Source organism: Pengzhenrongella frigida, assembly GCF_004168625.1.
In the GTDB taxonomy this organism is placed as follows: domain Bacteria; phylum Actinomycetota; class Actinomycetes; order Actinomycetales; family Cellulomonadaceae; genus Pengzhenrongella; species Pengzhenrongella frigida.
In genome coordinates, this window is the sequence record NZ_SDWW01000067.1 from 1 (window position 1) to 14,071 (window position 14,071).

A 14,071-nucleotide genomic window follows, 5' to 3' on the forward strand; every position below is an offset into this window, starting at 1 on the left:
CCTCCGACCCGGAGGTGACCTGCGAGTTCGCGGCCGACAGCTCCTCGGCGGCCGCCGCCACCGTCTGCGCGGTCTCCCCGACCCCGGTGAGGGTCTCGCGCAGCGACGCTTGAGCGCGGGCGAGCGAGCGAGCCATGTCGCCGACCTCATCCCGGTTCGGGATGTCGGCCGCGACGGTGAGGTCGCCGTCGGCCATCGCGGTGAGCGCAACGATGCACTTCCGGAGCGGGCGCACGATCGACCGTGTGATGCCGGTGCCGAGTCCCACCGCGATCAGGACCGCGAGGACACCCGCGAGGATGACCTGCAGGCGCGCGCTTGACGAGGCGGCGACGGCGTCGTCGTCCAGGGCTGCGATCCGGACGTCCACATTCGCCTGAAGTTCGGAAGTGGTGTCGAGCAGGTCGCCCCAGGAGGTGTCGAGGCCACCCTCCAAGATCTCGTGGGCGGCGTCGAGGGACGGCCCGGTGCCCTCTGCGATCAGGTCCAGCATCGAGTCGGTGAGGGCGAAGTAGTCCGCCCACTGGGTTTCGAGGGAGTCCACGAGGACCCGCTCGGGCTCGGTCAAGGGATGTGCCTTGAGCGTGATCAGGAGCGCGTCGCCCGCCGCTCGCGACTCGTTCAGGCCCATGAGGGTCGAGTTGTCGGCCGCAACCGCGGCGGCGGGACCGGCGACGAGCGCGTCGACGAACACGTACGCCTGCCATCCGCTCACGTCGGCGTCGAGGTAGCGCAGCTGGAGCACATCGGTCCGCAGCTCATGCAGTGCTGTGGTCTGCTGCGCTACCGCGCGCTGGCGGCTCGAGCCGTTGAGGCCCGCCGCGGCAACGATCGCGAGGAGCACGCACAGGACCGCGAAGGCGGCAGCGAGCCTGCGGCCGAGGGACAGGAAGGTCAGTGGATTGCGCAAGCCAAGCCCATTTCGTCGACGGCGACACATCGCCGCTGCGGGAGGGGCGGACCGTGCGGCCCTGCCTCGAGGCCGGTTGGCGGCCCTCATCACAGGCCCTATCGACCGGTCGGCGACATTTCGTACCCAGATGGGCCGCCGGGTTGTCCGGGTATAGCGGGTGCTACGTGGGGGACGCCGAGCCCAGCACGATGCGGGTCATGGCGTTGCGGGTCGCCTGCAGCTCCGCGAGGGCGCTGTCGAGCTGGTCGGCCGTGACCGTCACCGGGGTTGGTGCCTCGCTGGCGTGCTCGTCGTCGTCGGTGGGTCCGTGGGGTCCCCGGTCGGCCTCCGCGGCCAGGACGGCGGCGCGCCGCAGCAGCTCCTTGAGGAACGATGCCGTGACCCCCGCCGTCCGCTCGGCGACCCGGTCCAGGTAGTCCACGTCGAGGTCCAGGCTCGAGCGGTACAGCTCGAGGAGCGCGCGCCGGGCGGTGAGGTCCGGCAGCCCGAGCTCGATGGCCTGGTCGACGCGGCCGGGCCGGGCAGCGAGCGCCGGCTCGAGCAGATCGGCCCGGTTGGTGGTGAGGACGAACACGACGTCGGCACTCTCGGTCAGCCCATCCATCTCGTTGAGCAGCTGGAACAGCAGCGGGTGCTGGCCGGGGAACGCGCCGCGGTCCTCGGCGATCAGGTCGACGTCTTCGATGACGACCATGGCCGGCTCAAGGGCTCGGGCGACCGAGCAGGCCTCCGCGATCAGGTGCAGGGCCGAGCCCGTCAGCTGGACCACCGTGACTCCGGGCGTGCAGCTGAGCAGGTACCGCACCGTGTGGGTCTTGCCCGTTCCGGGCGGACCGTAGAGCAGCAGGCCGCGCTTGAGATGCTGGCCGCTGGCCAGGAGCCGACCGCGGTGGCGGGCGACGCCAATGACCTGGCGCTCGACGGCGTCGAGCACCCCGTCGGGCAGGACGAGGTCGGACCGGTCCAGGGCCGGCCGGGGATGGAAGTGCGCAAGGGTCTGACCGGGTCCGAAGACCTCGCTCCCGAACGACAGGACCTGACCGCGAAACACGTTGTGGGTCAGGGTGAGCTCGCGGACCCGGGCCGCGATGGCGGCGGACGCACCAGGCTCGGTGCTCACGACCTGCAGGGTGACACCGTCGTGGGCGCCGTTGAGCTCCGGTCCGCGGAGCAGCAGGGCCGAGAGCCGCACGCCGTCCGTGATCAGGTAGAGCGCGCAGGCGACGCATGCCCGGACCTCGCCACGCGGTCCACACGCCGCATTGACGGTCGCGACGTTGCCCGGACGCGGCCCGTACGGATCGCCGGGACCGGCTCCGGACAGCACGTCCGCCAGCCCGAACTCGCGGTGCTGGAACCCGGTGATGCCGACGACCTCGTGCTGGCGGCCCGGCTCCGCGAGCCAGGCGTCCAGCCCCGCCTGGACGTTCACGTGGTCGTAGCCCCGCCACGACTCCTCGACCACGGCGACGTCGGACGCCACCTCGCCGAGGTGCGCCCGCAAACGCCGCGCGAGAGTCGGCGCCAGGTCGGCGCGGGCCGTGCGGACGATCGACCGCAGCCCGCGCCGAGCCAGCCGTCCGACGTCGGCCAGCTCGGGACGGCCGGGCTGGCCTTCGCCGGTGATGGGATCTGGGGCGGTCGCGGCCCGCGGTGCGAGCGGTGCGTAGGCGAACCAGCCGAAACTCGCGGAGCTCCCCATCGGATTCCCTTTCGTGGTGGTGTGGCCACGGTAGGGGAAAGGGCATCGAATTGACCGCCTTTATGGGGATCGCGGGAGCTTCCCGGCGTGATCACATCCGAGTCGCCGATTCGCGGTCGGCGACGTGGATCCGCCGGGACGGGCAGAGTGGGCGCATGCCACCGACCGCTCCCGCTGAGCAGGGCCAGCTCCCCGCCACCACCTACGACGAGCTCAAGCGGCGCGCCTGGGCTGGGCGCGCCGAGGCGTACGCGGAGACGTTCGGGCTCCTGTGCGCGCTCCCTATCGAGCGGCTGCTCGACGCGGCGCTCGTCGCGCACGGAACGAATCTTCTGGATGCCGGAACCGGAACCGGTGCCGTCGCTGCCGCCGCTCTCGGGCGCGGTGCCCACGTCACCGCCGTGGACCCCGACCCCGACATGCGGCGCCTGGCGCGCCGCTCCGCCCCGGGCGCCCAGGTGCTCGACGGGGCGTTGCCCGAGCTCGACCTCCCGGACGGGGCGTTCGACGCCGTCGTCGCGAACTTCGTTCTCAACCACGTCGGCGACCCGCTCGCCGGCGCCCAGGAGCTTGCGCGGGTTGCGCGCCCGGGGGCCAGGGTGGCCGTGACGGTCTGGCCCCGGCCTGCCACCGAGCTGCACCGATTGTGGGACGACGTCGTCGAGCACGCTGGGGTCGCGCCGGTGCCCGCTCCACCCCTCGCGCCGGCCAGCGAGTTCGGGCGCAGCCCGGACGGGCTCGGGCGCCTCCTGACGGCTGCCGGTCTGACGAACGTGCAGGCTGCGACGGTGCGGTTCGTGCTTCGGGTGGACGCGGAGGTGTGGTGGAGCGGTCCGGCGCGTGGTGTCGCGTCGATCGGGGGGATCGTCGAGGCGCAGCCCCCAGACGTCGTCGCGCGCATGAAGGCGCACTACGACCGGCTCAGCCGTCGATACCTCGCCGCCGACGGACTCCTCCACCTCCCGACGGCGGTCGTCCTCGCACACGGTCAGGTGCGCTGACGTGGACCTGGCACGGGAGGCGATCGAGTTCGAGATCGTCGCGCCGGACGACACCGCTGCGCGCCAGATCCTGCGGTCGTACATCGACGACGTCGCGAGCACGTACTACGGCCGCCGGGCGACGCCCGACGAGATCGATGCGGCCCTCCTCGACGACCCCAGCGACGACCTGGCGCCGCCCCGCGGCCTCTTCGTCGTCGTCCGACGGCGTGATCTCGTCCTGGGGTGCGCGGCCCTGCGGCTGCTGCCCGACGGGGTCGGGGAGGTCTGTCGCGTCTTCGTCGCACCGCACGCGCGCGGCCGGGGGCTCGGTGCCTCACTCATGGGCGAGCTGGAGCGGCTCGCGCGCGTTCATGGACGGTCGGTGCTCCGGCTGGACACCCGCCACGATCTCGTCGAGGCCCGCCGCCTGTACGCCACCCTCGGGTACGACGAGGTTCCCGCGTTCAATGCGGACCGCTACGCCGAGCACTGGTTCGCCAAGTCGCTCGCCTCAGTGCCGTCCTCGCCGCAGGCCCGAGATTCGTGATGCCGCGGAGGGCATTGTTTCGCGGATCCGCATCGCTTTCCCGGGTCTCACGTGCGGGGCCCCGATAGGGTGAAAACCGTGTCACCCAGCCGGAACACCGCAGCTACCGTGCGGGACCTGTGGGCAGTCGGCACCGCTCATCGGCGCACCCCCGACCCCACCCCGGAAGTCGATCCGTGGGAGGACGCCGACCCCATCGATGGGCCACGCGACGACGCGGTCGTCGTCTTCCGCGGCCTGCCGTGCGTCGAGGTCCACCTGTTCGCGGACGGCGAGGACACCGTCACCGTCGAGCAGTGCGTCGATTTCGACATTCCCCGCTGTGAGACGCTCGCGCTGGTCGACGCACTGCTGGCCGGAGACGCGCAGATCGGCATGCGCGGCGGACGACTGCGGTTCGTTCGAGACTGGCTGCAACCCTTCTACGGTCTGCAGCTCGTCGTCCCGGTCGCCGGCCGCGAGCCCTATCGGCAGCGCGTCCCGTACCAGCCTCTCCAGCACTGGATCTCGACGCTCTCGGTCGTGCCCGTACCGTGAATGAGTGACTCCCTGCGCTAGTCCCAGAGCCCGCCGAGCCGCCGCAGGCCCTCGACGATCCGGTCCGGCGGTTGCGTGGTGAACGACAGCCGCAGGGTGGACCGGTCCGGCTCGCCCGGGAAGAACGGTGCACCCGGCACGAAGGCGACGTCGCGCTCGAGCGCGCGGGGCAGCAGGTCGGCCGTGTCGGCGTCCCCCGGCAGGCGGACCCACACGAACATGCCGCCGTCGGGGTCGCTCCAGGTGCTGCCCGCAGGAAAGGCCATGGGGAGCTCGGCGAGCATCGTGTCGCGCCGCTGCCGGTAGACGTCGCACAGCGTCCGCACGTGCCGGTCGAGGTCCGTCGTGGCCAGCCACCGCGCCGCACCCGCCTGGTCCACGGTCGAGGTGTGCAGGTCGGCGGCCTGCTTGGCGACCACGAGCGCCGGCATCAGGTGCGCGGGGGCGCGCAGCCACCCCAGACGTAGGCCGGGGGCGCCGATCTTAGAGAAGCTGCCGAGGTGGATGACCCGGTCCTCCGCCGCGGGCTCGGCGGCGAGCGGGGCGATCGCGTCGCCCCGGTAGCGCAGCTCGCTGTAGGGGTCGTCCTCGATCACCCACAAGTCGTGTGCGGCGGCCAGCTCGGCGACCAGGGTGCGCCGCCGCGCGCTCAGGGTGCGGCCGGTGGGGTTCGCGAACGTGGGCACGAGGTAGAGCAGGGTCGGCCGCTCCCGCGCGATCACCTCGGCCAGGGCCACCGGGTCGACGCCGTCGTCGTCGCCCGGCACCGAGACGATCCGCGCGCCGCTCAGCTGGAAGGACTGCAGCGCCGCCAGGTAGGTCGGTTCCTCGACGACGACGACGGCGCCCGGGTCGAGCAGCGCGGTCGCGAGCAGCGCGAGGGCCTGCTGCGAGCCGGTGGTGACGAGCAGGTCCCCCGCCGCGGTGGGCAGCCCGCGGCCCGTCATGCGAGCGGCGACGACGGTCCGCAGGTCGACGTCGCCCTCCGTCGGCGCGTACTGCAGGGCGCGCCGCGCGGTCGGACCGGTCAGCACGTGGTCGAACGCCGAGCGGAGCCCCGCCACGTCGAACAGCTCCGGGGCCGGCAGGCCCCCGGCGAACGAGATGACCTCGGGCCGTGCGGTCAGGGCGAGCAGCTCGCGCACGGGAGAGCTGGCCACGCCACCCATCCGGGCAGCCAGGCGGGTGGTGGGACGGGTGGTGGGGCGGGTCGCGGCGGTCATGACGGATCCTCGAGGGTCAGACGGGGTGCGCTGCCGCGGGCGGTGGTTTCGCGGTGGCGGCGCGGCGGGACTGCCCTGGTCGAGGTGCGTGGTCGAAGACTAGCGCAGCCCCCGACCACGCGTCGGCGAGATACCGCTACCGGTGGATCACCGTCCCGCTCTGACCGCTCATCGCGAGCGGCGCGTTCTCCAGCGAGCAGATCACCGCGGTCCGCCCGGGTCCGCTGGCCACGAACTCCATCGCCGCCTGGACCTTGGGGGCCATCGAACCGGCGCCGAACTGCCCGTCGTCCAGGTAGCGCTCTGCCTCGGCGAGGTCGAGCCTCTCCAGGTCGCGCTGCTCGGGGGTGCCGAAGCCGATCGCGACCCGGTCCACGGCCGTGAGGATGAACAGGACGTCCGCCCCGACCACCTCGGCCAGCTTCGCGGAGGCGAAGTCCTTGTCGATGACGGCCGGAACCCCGTGCAGCTCGCCCGCCTCGTCCCTGGCCACCGGGATGCCACCTCCGCCGCACGCGACCACGATGAACTCGTGATCGAGCAGGTTGAGGATCGAGTCCCGCTCGACGATGTCCACCGGGCGGGGCGACGCGACGACGGTCCGCCACCCCCGCCCGGAGTCCTCGACCATGACGAGGCCGGGCCGACCGGCCATCAGGGCCCGTGCCGCGGCCTCGTCGTAGAAGCCGCCGATCGGTTTGGTCGGATGCGCGAACGCCGGGTCGTCGGCGGCCACCTCCACCTGCGTCACGACGGAGGCGACGTGCCAGGGCATGCCGACCCGCCGCAGCTCCTTCGCGATCCCCTGCTGCAGGTGATACCCGATGTACCCCTGGCTCATCGCGGTGCACTCGGGCAGGTCCATGGAGGCCACCCGATCGGTGTGCTGCGACGCGATCTCGAACGCGAGGCTGATGGCCCCGACCTGCGGACCGTTGCCGTGGGACACGATGATCTCGTGCCCCTGGGCGATCAGCCCGACGAGCGAGGGGGTGGCCGCGTCGATGCAGGCGCGCTGCTCCGCCGCGGTGCTGCCCAGGGCGTTGCCGCCCAGGGCGATCACGATGCGTGACATCGGCGGACCCCTACAGGATTCCGGCGAGCAGCGTCCCGAGCTCCGCCTTCGCTGCGTCGACCTTGATCGGGTTCGCGACCTCGGGCCGCAGGAAGTACACGAGCAGCGCGCGCTGAGCCGTGAGCCGGTTGCCTGCCTCGTCGAGGGCGATCGAGATCTCCGAGTCGAGGACCTCGTCGGTGACCTCCTCGCCGCGGGTGGCCGGCAGGCAGTGCATGAACTTCGCGCCCGGCTCGGCCAGGGCCATGAGCTCGGGGTTGACCTGGTACTTCGGCATGAAGGCGGCCAGGCGCGCCTCCTCGCCCAGCTCGGCCTCGTAGTCGCCGTACCAGACGTCGGTGTAGACGAAGTCCGCGCCCTCCAGAGCCTTGTGGGCGTCGTCGGTCACGAAGACGCTGCCACCCGACACGACGCCGTTCTGCCGACCGATCGCCTGCATCTCCTCGCGGAGCTGGAACGCCTCCGGGCCGAACTGGACGAACTCCATGCCCATCTTCGTGGTGATCATCATCAGGGAGGCGCAGACCTGGGTGGCGTCGCCGACGAAGACCACCTTGCAGTCCTCGAGGCGCTTGCCCTTCGGCAGGTGCTCGACCATCGTGATGAGGTCGCCGATCTCCTGCGTCGGGTGGTTGTAGTCGGACATGCCGTTGAGCACCGGGATCGTCGCGTGCTTCGCGAGCTCCACGACCGTCGCGTGCCGCGCGACCCGCGCCATGACGACGTCGACCAACCGGGACAGCACGCGGGCCGTGTCCTCGATCGACTCGTGCCCACCGAGCTGGATCTGGCCGGGCGCCAGGTACTGCGCGTGCCCGCCGAGCTGCGACATCGCGGTCTCGAACGAGACCCGGGTCCGTGTGGAGGACTGCTCGAAGATCATCCCGAGGGTGCGGCCGTGCAGCAGCGGCGGGAAGTAGCCGACCTCGACGCACCGCTTGAGAGTGAGGCCGAGATGGACGATGTCGAGCACCTCCTCCTTGGTGAGGTCCTGGGTGTCGATGAAGTTGCGTGCGGTCATGATCGTCTCCTTCTCGGGGTCGACGCGGGGGCGTGCGGCGCGTCTGGGGGCATGGTGCGGGGGGCAGGATGCGGGGGCAGGGTGTGGAGGCATGGCGAGGCGCGGTCGGTCGCCGGCGAACGGGCGACAGGGACCGAGGAAGGTCGTGCCGGGGGGGTGTGGAGGAGCGGGGGAGGACCGGGGGTGCCCGTGGGGGACGGGCGCCCCCGGTCGACTAGTGGCCCGAGGGCTGCTGCTGGGTGATGCAGTGGACGTTGCCGCCGCCGAGCAGGATCTCCCGGCCCGGGACCGTGACGACCCGGCGCGGCGCGAACATCTCGGTGTACGCAGCGACCGCCGCGTCGTCGTGCGGATCGTCGAAGACCGGCAGCACGACGACGTCGTTGCCGATGTACGAGTTCACGTAGGAGCCGGCCAGCCGATCGCCCGCCTCCCGCGGCAGGGTGCCGGCGATCGAGTCGACCCCGCCGGACTCCTCGTCGGTGATGAAGATCGGGCCGGGCTGGTGGAGCTTGACGACCTCGAGCGTGCGGCCACGGGCGTCGACGGCGTTCTCGAGGACCTTCAGCGCGGCCGCCGAGCGGTCGTACTGCGGGTCGGTCGGGTCGTCCGTCCACGTGAGCATGACCTTGCCGGGCGCGACGAACCGGCAGAAGTTGTCCACGTGCCCGTTCGTCTCGTCGAGGTAGACGCCGAACGGCAGCCAGATGATGACCTCGACTCCGAGGTGGTCGCGCAGCAGCGTCTCGAGGTCTTCCCGGGTCAGGTCGGGGTTGCGCCCGGCGGACAGCAGGCACTCCTCCGTCACCAGGAGCGTGCCCTCGCCGTCGACGTCGATCGACCCTCCTTCGAGCACGAACGGCGCCTTGTAGCGTGCTGCTCCCTCGATCTCGAGGACCTTGCGCGCCACGGCGTCGTCGGCCGCCCAGGGAAAGTAGAGGCCGTCCACGAGGCCGCCCCAGGCGTTGAAGTCCCAGTCGACGCCGCGCACGTCGCCGGCGTCGTTCACGACGAAGGTCGGGCCGCAGTCCCGGATCCAGGAGTCGTCGTTGGACATCTCGACGACCCGGATGTGCTCGCCGAGCTCGCTGCGAGCGTTGTCGAACTGCCGGGCGGAGACCGCGACGGTCACCGCCTCCGTGCCCGCGATCGCCTCCGCGACCTGGGCGAACACGGCCTGCGCCGGCTTGCCGCCCAGGCGCCAGTTGTCCGGGCGCTCGGGCCAGATCAGCCAGCAACCGCTGTGGTGCGCCCACTCCGCCGGCATCCGGTAGCCGTCGGCCGCGGGGGTGGAATCGAGAGTGCGAGTCATGAGAAGCAGCCTTTCGAGATCGAAGCAGGTCAGAGGTGCGCGTCAGCGAACTGGCTGGCGGTGTCCGGGTCCTCGCCACGCTCGATGGCCCGCTGGCGGGTCCACTCGGGCGACCTGGCGCAGAAGTACTCCTGGAAGACGACCGTCACGACGAGGCCGACCAGGATCGACCCGGTCACCGCGAGCGAGTAGTCGTACGGGTTCCAGACGAAGAACACCGCGGCTGCCGCGAGCAGGGCCACCGGGATCCACGTCATCAGCCACGTCATGACCGGACCGCCCGGGACCCGATAGGGCCGCGGCCGGTCCGCGTCGATGTGCCGAAGCTTGGCGAACGCCAGCATCATCACGATGTACGGCAGCAGGAAGATGACCGACGAGAAGGCGAACAGGTTCCAGAACAGGTCGTCGATCGCGCCGTCGGTCAGGGAGAACAACCCCGCGTACCCGACGGTGAAGACCGTCCCGACGATGGAGCACAGCATCGCTGCGCCGACCGGGGTGCCGCGGGTCGGGTGCGTCCGGGCGAACACCTTCGGCAGGTCACCCTGCTGGGCGGCCTCGGCGGCGGCGATGTTCGCACCGATGGTCCACGGCACCAGGCTCGCGAAGAAGCAGAACAGTGCGCCGATCCCGAGGATGGTCACGACCGCGTTGGCGACGGCGGAGTCGCCGAAACCGTGGCGGAGGGCGTCGATCAGGCCGGTGGTCTGGGAGATCTCGTCGGCCGGGAGGATGAGCTGCATGCCGACCGTCGCGATGAGGTAGAACCCGCCGATGAGGACGCCGGCGATGAAGATCGTCTTGGGCACGTCGCGCTGCGGGTTGGCCATCTGCGTCGAGGCGGACGACATGAGCTCGAAGCCGAGGAAGTTGTAGATCACGATCGGCAGCGCGGCGATGAAGGCGGGCAGCGCGTCCGTCGGGATGACGGTGTCCATCGTCCAGGAGGTCGCCGAGCCGTGCGCCGAGGCGTAGATCCCGCCGGCGATGGCGAGCGCGATGATGACGGCGATCGTGATGCCGGCTCCGAGGTTGGACACCCAGGTGCCGGTCTTCAGGCTGCGCACGTTGACCCAGTAGTTGATCCAGATCAGGGTCACGGTGATCGCGACCTGGACCCAGAAGTTCAGGTCTCCGCCGAAGAACATCGACGAGATCGCGCCCGAGAACATCAGGTACACGCTCGGTACCCACAGGCCCACGTTCAGCCAGTACCACCAGGAGACCCGGCTGCCCCAGCGGTTGCCGAACGCCCGCACGACCCAGGCGTAGATGCCGCCGGCGTCCGGGTAGGCCGAGCCGAGCTCGCTGGTGACCAGGCCGTAGGGGACGAAGAACACGACGATGATCGCCACGGTCCAGAAGATCGCGGTCGGCCCGACGGCGGCCGTCACGGTCAGCTGCGAGAGCAGGAGCATCGCGGCCACGGAGAACAGGACCATGTCGAACATCCGGAAGGTCGGACGCCCCGTCGTCCCGTCGTCGGCGCCTGTCGGAGGCCTGTCTGTCTGCACGGTCATTGCTGCTGCTCCTTTGCTTGGCATACCGCTGGACGAGCTGTTCGGACGCCGGACGCCGCGCAGAGGCCGGGATCCACCCGACATGTACAAACGTACAACCTTCGATGTTGTACAAAAGTACATCTGCAGACAGGGGTACCTAGGGACCAACGTCCCGCCGCCCGGGAGAGACCTTTTCGAGGTCGCTCGGGGCGTGGTTCCGCTGCCGCTCGCCGGCCCGACGGCGTTCGACGTGGCGGGCGCGGGTCAGGCACGTGAAGCGGTCTCGCTAGGGCTGTACGCACAACCGCTCGACGACGATCTTCAGCCGTTCGGCGAGGTCGGCGACGGTCAGCTCACCGTTGGACACGGCCTCGAGCATCAGGCCGTCCACCAGGCACGCGACGATCTGGACGACGGTCGCCCGCGGCACGGTGGGGTCGCTCGCGGGCAGCACGCGGTCGACCAGGAAGCCGATCATGGTCGACCACTCGCGCGCTTCGTCGCGCACGGTGACGTTCCGGGTCGCTTCCATGAACATCTCGAACAGCGCGAGGTCGTACAGCGGGTCCGCGACCGTCTTGTCGAAGAACATCTCGGTCAGCACCTCGACCGAGCGGTCGACCGTCAGCTCCCCGTCGAGCGCCTCGACGATCGCGGCGAGCCGGATGGCCTCGGCCGACCGGGCGTGGGCCATGGTCTGCAGCAACAGGTCGTTGCGGTCGGTGAAGTAGTAGGTCGTCGAGCCGAGCGGCACGCGAGCGACCTTCGCGACCGCACGGTGGGTCACCGCGGCCGCGCCACCGGTGCCGAAGACCTGCACGGACGCATCGAGGATCTGCTCCCGCTTGCGCTCCCCGGTCAACGTCCGTGACGGCCGCCCGCCCCGCGTCGTCGACGTGTGCGTCTCGCCCATCGTGGTTCGCTCCCGTTGTCGACGCCTTTCGGCGCCCCGGCTCGTGCCAGCCACCGCGACCGTGCACCCCTGGCCACCGGGATACGGCGTCCAGGTTACCGCCGCTGCCGGCCGGGACCCGGGTCGGCTACTCCGGCTCCCCTTCGCGCAGGAGGTCGAACCGCAGGTGGGAGACCGGTCCGGACAGCAACGGGATCCGCCGTCGCTGGCGCCACAGGACCGGGCGCCCGTCCGTGCCGCGCGCGAGCGAGAACCGGCGCTCCAGCCGCAGCCCCTGGTTCGGCACCGCGCTCGCGGCCAGCTCGTGCCCGGCGCCGGCGCCAATCAGCTCCGAGCGCGCCGCGGCGCGCGGCACCGGCGGACTCTGGCTGAGGTCGGCGACCAGGCCCTGGACGAACATCCGCCCCGACGGGGCCGGTCGGTTCTCGATCCGGTACGGGTGCCAGTGCTCCGGCAGGGTCGTCGAGGGTTCGTAGCTGAACCGGCGGGTCTGGGTACGGCGGGTCTCGAGCAGGGCAGCGGTCGCGTCGGCGGACAGCGCGAGGTCGATCCCGTCCGCGCGGAGCTCGACGGCCCACATCACGTTGGCGTCCTCGTCGATGCCGAGCAGCACGTCGTCGAGCGCGGGGCCGGACAGCGGCGTGGTCGCGGCGGGCCACACCACGAGCGAGGACCGGTCCAGGCCCCGGGTGCGGAACAGCGACCACGGGCCGGCGGCCTCGTCCGGGCCGGCCGGGGGGTCCTCGTCGCCGGGCGGGATCGACAGGTCCCACCAGTCGTCGAACCCGTCCTTCACCCGCAGCCCGGCCAGGGTGACGACCACGCCCGAGCTCGGCGGGGCGGTCTCGCCGGGCGCGAGGGGCGCGGGCGACGGCACGGGCACGGTGAACCAGTCGTTGGCATGGTCGGTGACGAGCTCGATCAGCAGGGCAGTGGCGAGGTGGGCCCGGTCGGGCGGGAAGCCGCCGATGTCGACCGCCGAGTCCTCGATCTGCCACCACCGCGGCGCGGGTGCACCGGGGTATTGCAGCCGCGAGGGGATCACCTGCCGCACCGCGAACTCCGGCGCGGGCAGCGGCGCGGGCGCGTCGGCGGTGTACCAGTCGACGTCGCCGCCGTCGTGGCCCGAGACGGTGAGCGTCGTGCCGCCGACGGGAACCTCCGCCTCGTAGGTCAGCGTCTGGGCCTGCCAGAAGTCCGGGCGCGGGGTGAACCCGTCGAGCGCGGGATCGCCGGGTGGCACCAGGCCCAGGCGATGCGCCGCCAGCCCGTCGACCTCGCCCACCAGCGCGTCCCCGTACGGCGCCGGCAGCGCGCCGAACGCCGCGGCGGCGCGCTCCTGGGGAGTCAGCCCGGCCGTGATCGCCCGGCCCACCCGGATCCGGCGCCCGATCGTCCACCAGTCGTCGGTGGCCCCCTCGAGCAGCGCCTCCGCGGGCACGACGGTCGGGTCGAGCCCGGCCACCGCCCCCAGCGGGGTGTGCGCGACCTGCATCTCGACGAGCACCGGCGACGACGCGTCCTCGCCGGCGTGCTCCCCGACCTGCCACTGCCGCCCGAGCAGCCACAGCGGGTCGGCGACCTCCGCGGCGAAGCCGCGCTGCACGTCCGTGTACGGCGGCACCGGTTCGAGCCGGCGGAAGTGCTCCCAGGTCATGACGGCTCCCTCAGGTCGGTGCCCGCCGGGCCGGCCGCGAGCACCATCGACGTCGGCACCGCCAGCGCCCAGGCCCCCAGCTGGTCCGGCTGGGCCATCCGCGCCCGGGCGAGGTCGCGGGTGGACAGGACCACCCCCGGCAGGGCGTCGGCCGTGAGCGGTTCGCGCTCGTCCGGGGGGAGCGCGAGCAGCACGGCCTGCTGCGCGCGGGCGCGGGGGGCGTCGAACCCGAACGCCGCGTGGGTCGTGTGCTTGCTGCTCGGGACCGTCTGGGCCCAGTCGTCGAGGAGGGCGATCCCGACCGGCCCGGCGGCCGCGGCGGCCGGGCCGTACACGACGACGTCGCGCTGCGAGGCCGCCGGGACGGTCCACAGCCGCGCCGGGTCGGTCGCCGCGGCCGGCCACGGTGCCTGCACCTGGTGCGCCTCCAACCGGGCGACCGCCGGCCGGACCGCCGCGACCACCTCGAGCCAGTCCCGGTCCAGGTCGGGCGCCGCGGCCACCGGCGGGAGCGTCCCGGTGCACACGAGCGGCAGGCCCGACGCCGGCGCGAGCAGGGCGCGCAGGCGTTCGCCGAGCGCCGCCGCGTCGGCCGTGGCGTCGGATCCGGGGCTGCCGGCGGCGGCGAGCCGGGCGGCCAGCACGACGGCGGCGTCGTCGTCGGGCAGGCCCCACCGCCGGGC

At 72.0% G+C, this 14,071-nt stretch carries 13 protein-coding genes; 3 read left to right on the forward strand and 10 right to left on the reverse strand.

Going from position 1 to position 14,071, the window contains the following annotated elements:
- Positions 1–910, reverse strand: a 910-nt coding sequence (locus tag EUA98_RS18275; RefSeq protein ID WP_165372904.1) for a HAMP domain-containing protein, incomplete at its 3' end; no start/stop codon positions are given.
- Between the two features lie 163 nt (positions 911–1,073).
- Entirely contained in the window at positions 1,074–2,615 is a 1,542-nt protein-coding gene (locus EUA98_RS18280) for an AAA family ATPase (protein WP_130104126.1), read from the reverse strand.
- Positions 2,616–2,770: 155 nt separating this feature from the next.
- On the opposite strand from EUA98_RS18280, the gene EUA98_RS18285 reads away from it, so the two are divergent.
- From EUA98_RS18285 to EUA98_RS18295, 3 genes are all read left to right on the forward strand, one after another.
- Positions 2,771–3,616, forward strand: coding sequence for a class I SAM-dependent methyltransferase (locus EUA98_RS18285; protein ID WP_130104127.1), 846 nt, complete (start codon positions 2,771–2,773; stop codon positions 3,614–3,616).
- Between the two features lies 1 nt (position 3,617).
- Positions 3,618–4,145, forward strand: coding sequence for a GNAT family N-acetyltransferase (locus EUA98_RS18290; RefSeq protein ID WP_242511704.1), 528 nt, complete (start codon positions 3,618–3,620; stop codon positions 4,143–4,145).
- Between the two features lie 108 nt (positions 4,146–4,253).
- On the forward strand, positions 4,254–4,682 hold the full coding sequence (locus tag EUA98_RS18295; protein ID WP_130104128.1) for a hypothetical protein: 429 nt from the start codon (positions 4,254–4,256) through the stop codon (positions 4,680–4,682).
- A 17-nt stretch (positions 4,683–4,699) separates the two neighbouring features.
- Here the strand turns inward: EUA98_RS18295 and EUA98_RS18300 are convergent, their stop codons facing one another.
- The 8 genes from EUA98_RS18300 to EUA98_RS19920 all read right to left on the reverse strand — a co-directional run.
- Positions 4,700–5,905 carry an aminotransferase-like domain-containing protein gene (locus EUA98_RS18300; protein ID WP_242511706.1) on the reverse strand — a complete coding sequence of 402 codons (1,206 nt, stop codon included), beginning with the start codon at positions 5,903–5,905 and terminating at the stop codon, positions 4,700–4,702.
- A 136-nt stretch (positions 5,906–6,041) separates the two neighbouring features.
- A complete protein-coding gene (gene arcC / locus EUA98_RS18305) occupies positions 6,042–6,980 on the reverse strand; it encodes a carbamate kinase (RefSeq protein WP_130104129.1) in 939 nt (312 codons plus the stop codon).
- A 10-nt stretch (positions 6,981–6,990) separates the two neighbouring features.
- Positions 6,991–8,001, reverse strand: a complete 1,011-nt coding sequence (gene ptcA / locus EUA98_RS18310) for a putrescine carbamoyltransferase (protein WP_130104130.1) — start codon at positions 7,999–8,001, stop codon at positions 6,991–6,993.
- Positions 8,002–8,215: 214 nt separating this feature from the next.
- Entirely contained in the window at positions 8,216–9,313 is a 1,098-nt protein-coding gene (gene aguA / locus EUA98_RS18315; RefSeq protein WP_130104131.1) for an agmatine deiminase, read from the reverse strand.
- Between the two features lie 29 nt (positions 9,314–9,342).
- Positions 9,343–10,836 (reverse strand): APC family permease, encoded by a 1,494-nt coding sequence (locus EUA98_RS18320; protein ID WP_165372905.1) that lies wholly within the window; start codon positions 10,834–10,836, stop codon positions 9,343–9,345.
- A gap of 268 nt (positions 10,837–11,104) precedes the next feature.
- Positions 11,105–11,731 (reverse strand): TetR/AcrR family transcriptional regulator, encoded by a 627-nt coding sequence (locus EUA98_RS18325; protein ID WP_130104133.1) that lies wholly within the window; start codon positions 11,729–11,731, stop codon positions 11,105–11,107.
- A gap of 127 nt (positions 11,732–11,858) precedes the next feature.
- Positions 11,859–13,388, reverse strand: coding sequence for a hypothetical protein (locus tag EUA98_RS18330; protein WP_130104134.1), 1,530 nt, complete (start codon positions 13,386–13,388; stop codon positions 11,859–11,861).
- Positions 13,385–14,071 (reverse strand): hypothetical protein (locus EUA98_RS19920; protein WP_207219155.1); only part of this gene is annotated, 687 nt, incomplete at its 5' end. The genes EUA98_RS19920 and EUA98_RS18330, both read right to left, overlap by 4 nt.

Bases quoted from the DNA above. Each gene is read 5' to 3' on its own strand.
- EUA98_RS18300 (WP_242511706.1), bottom strand. From the start codon at position 5,905: ATGACCGCCGCGACCCGCCCCACCACCCGTCCCACCACCCGCCTGGCT.
- EUA98_RS18285 (WP_130104127.1), top strand. From the start codon at position 2,771: ATGCCACCGACCGCTCCCGCTGAGCAGGGCCAGCTCCCCGCCACCACC.
- aguA (WP_130104131.1), bottom strand. From the start codon at position 9,313: ATGACTCGCACTCTCGATTCCACCCCCGCGGCCGACGGCTACCGGATG.
- EUA98_RS18330 (WP_130104134.1), bottom strand. From the start codon at position 13,388: ATGACCTGGGAGCACTTCCGCCGGCTCGAACCGGTGCCGCCGTACACG.
- arcC (WP_130104129.1), bottom strand. From the start codon at position 6,980: ATGTCACGCATCGTGATCGCCCTGGGCGGCAACGCCCTGGGCAGCACC.
- EUA98_RS18320 (WP_165372905.1), bottom strand. From the start codon at position 10,836: ATGACCGTGCAGACAGACAGGCCTCCGACAGGCGCCGACGACGGGACG.
- ptcA (WP_130104130.1), bottom strand. From the start codon at position 8,001: ATGACCGCACGCAACTTCATCGACACCCAGGACCTCACCAAGGAGGAG.
- EUA98_RS18280 (WP_130104126.1), bottom strand. From the start codon at position 2,615: ATGGGGAGCTCCGCGAGTTTCGGCTGGTTCGCCTACGCACCGCTCGCA.
- EUA98_RS18325 (WP_130104133.1), bottom strand. From the start codon at position 11,731: ATGGGCGAGACGCACACGTCGACGACGCGGGGCGGGCGGCCGTCACGG.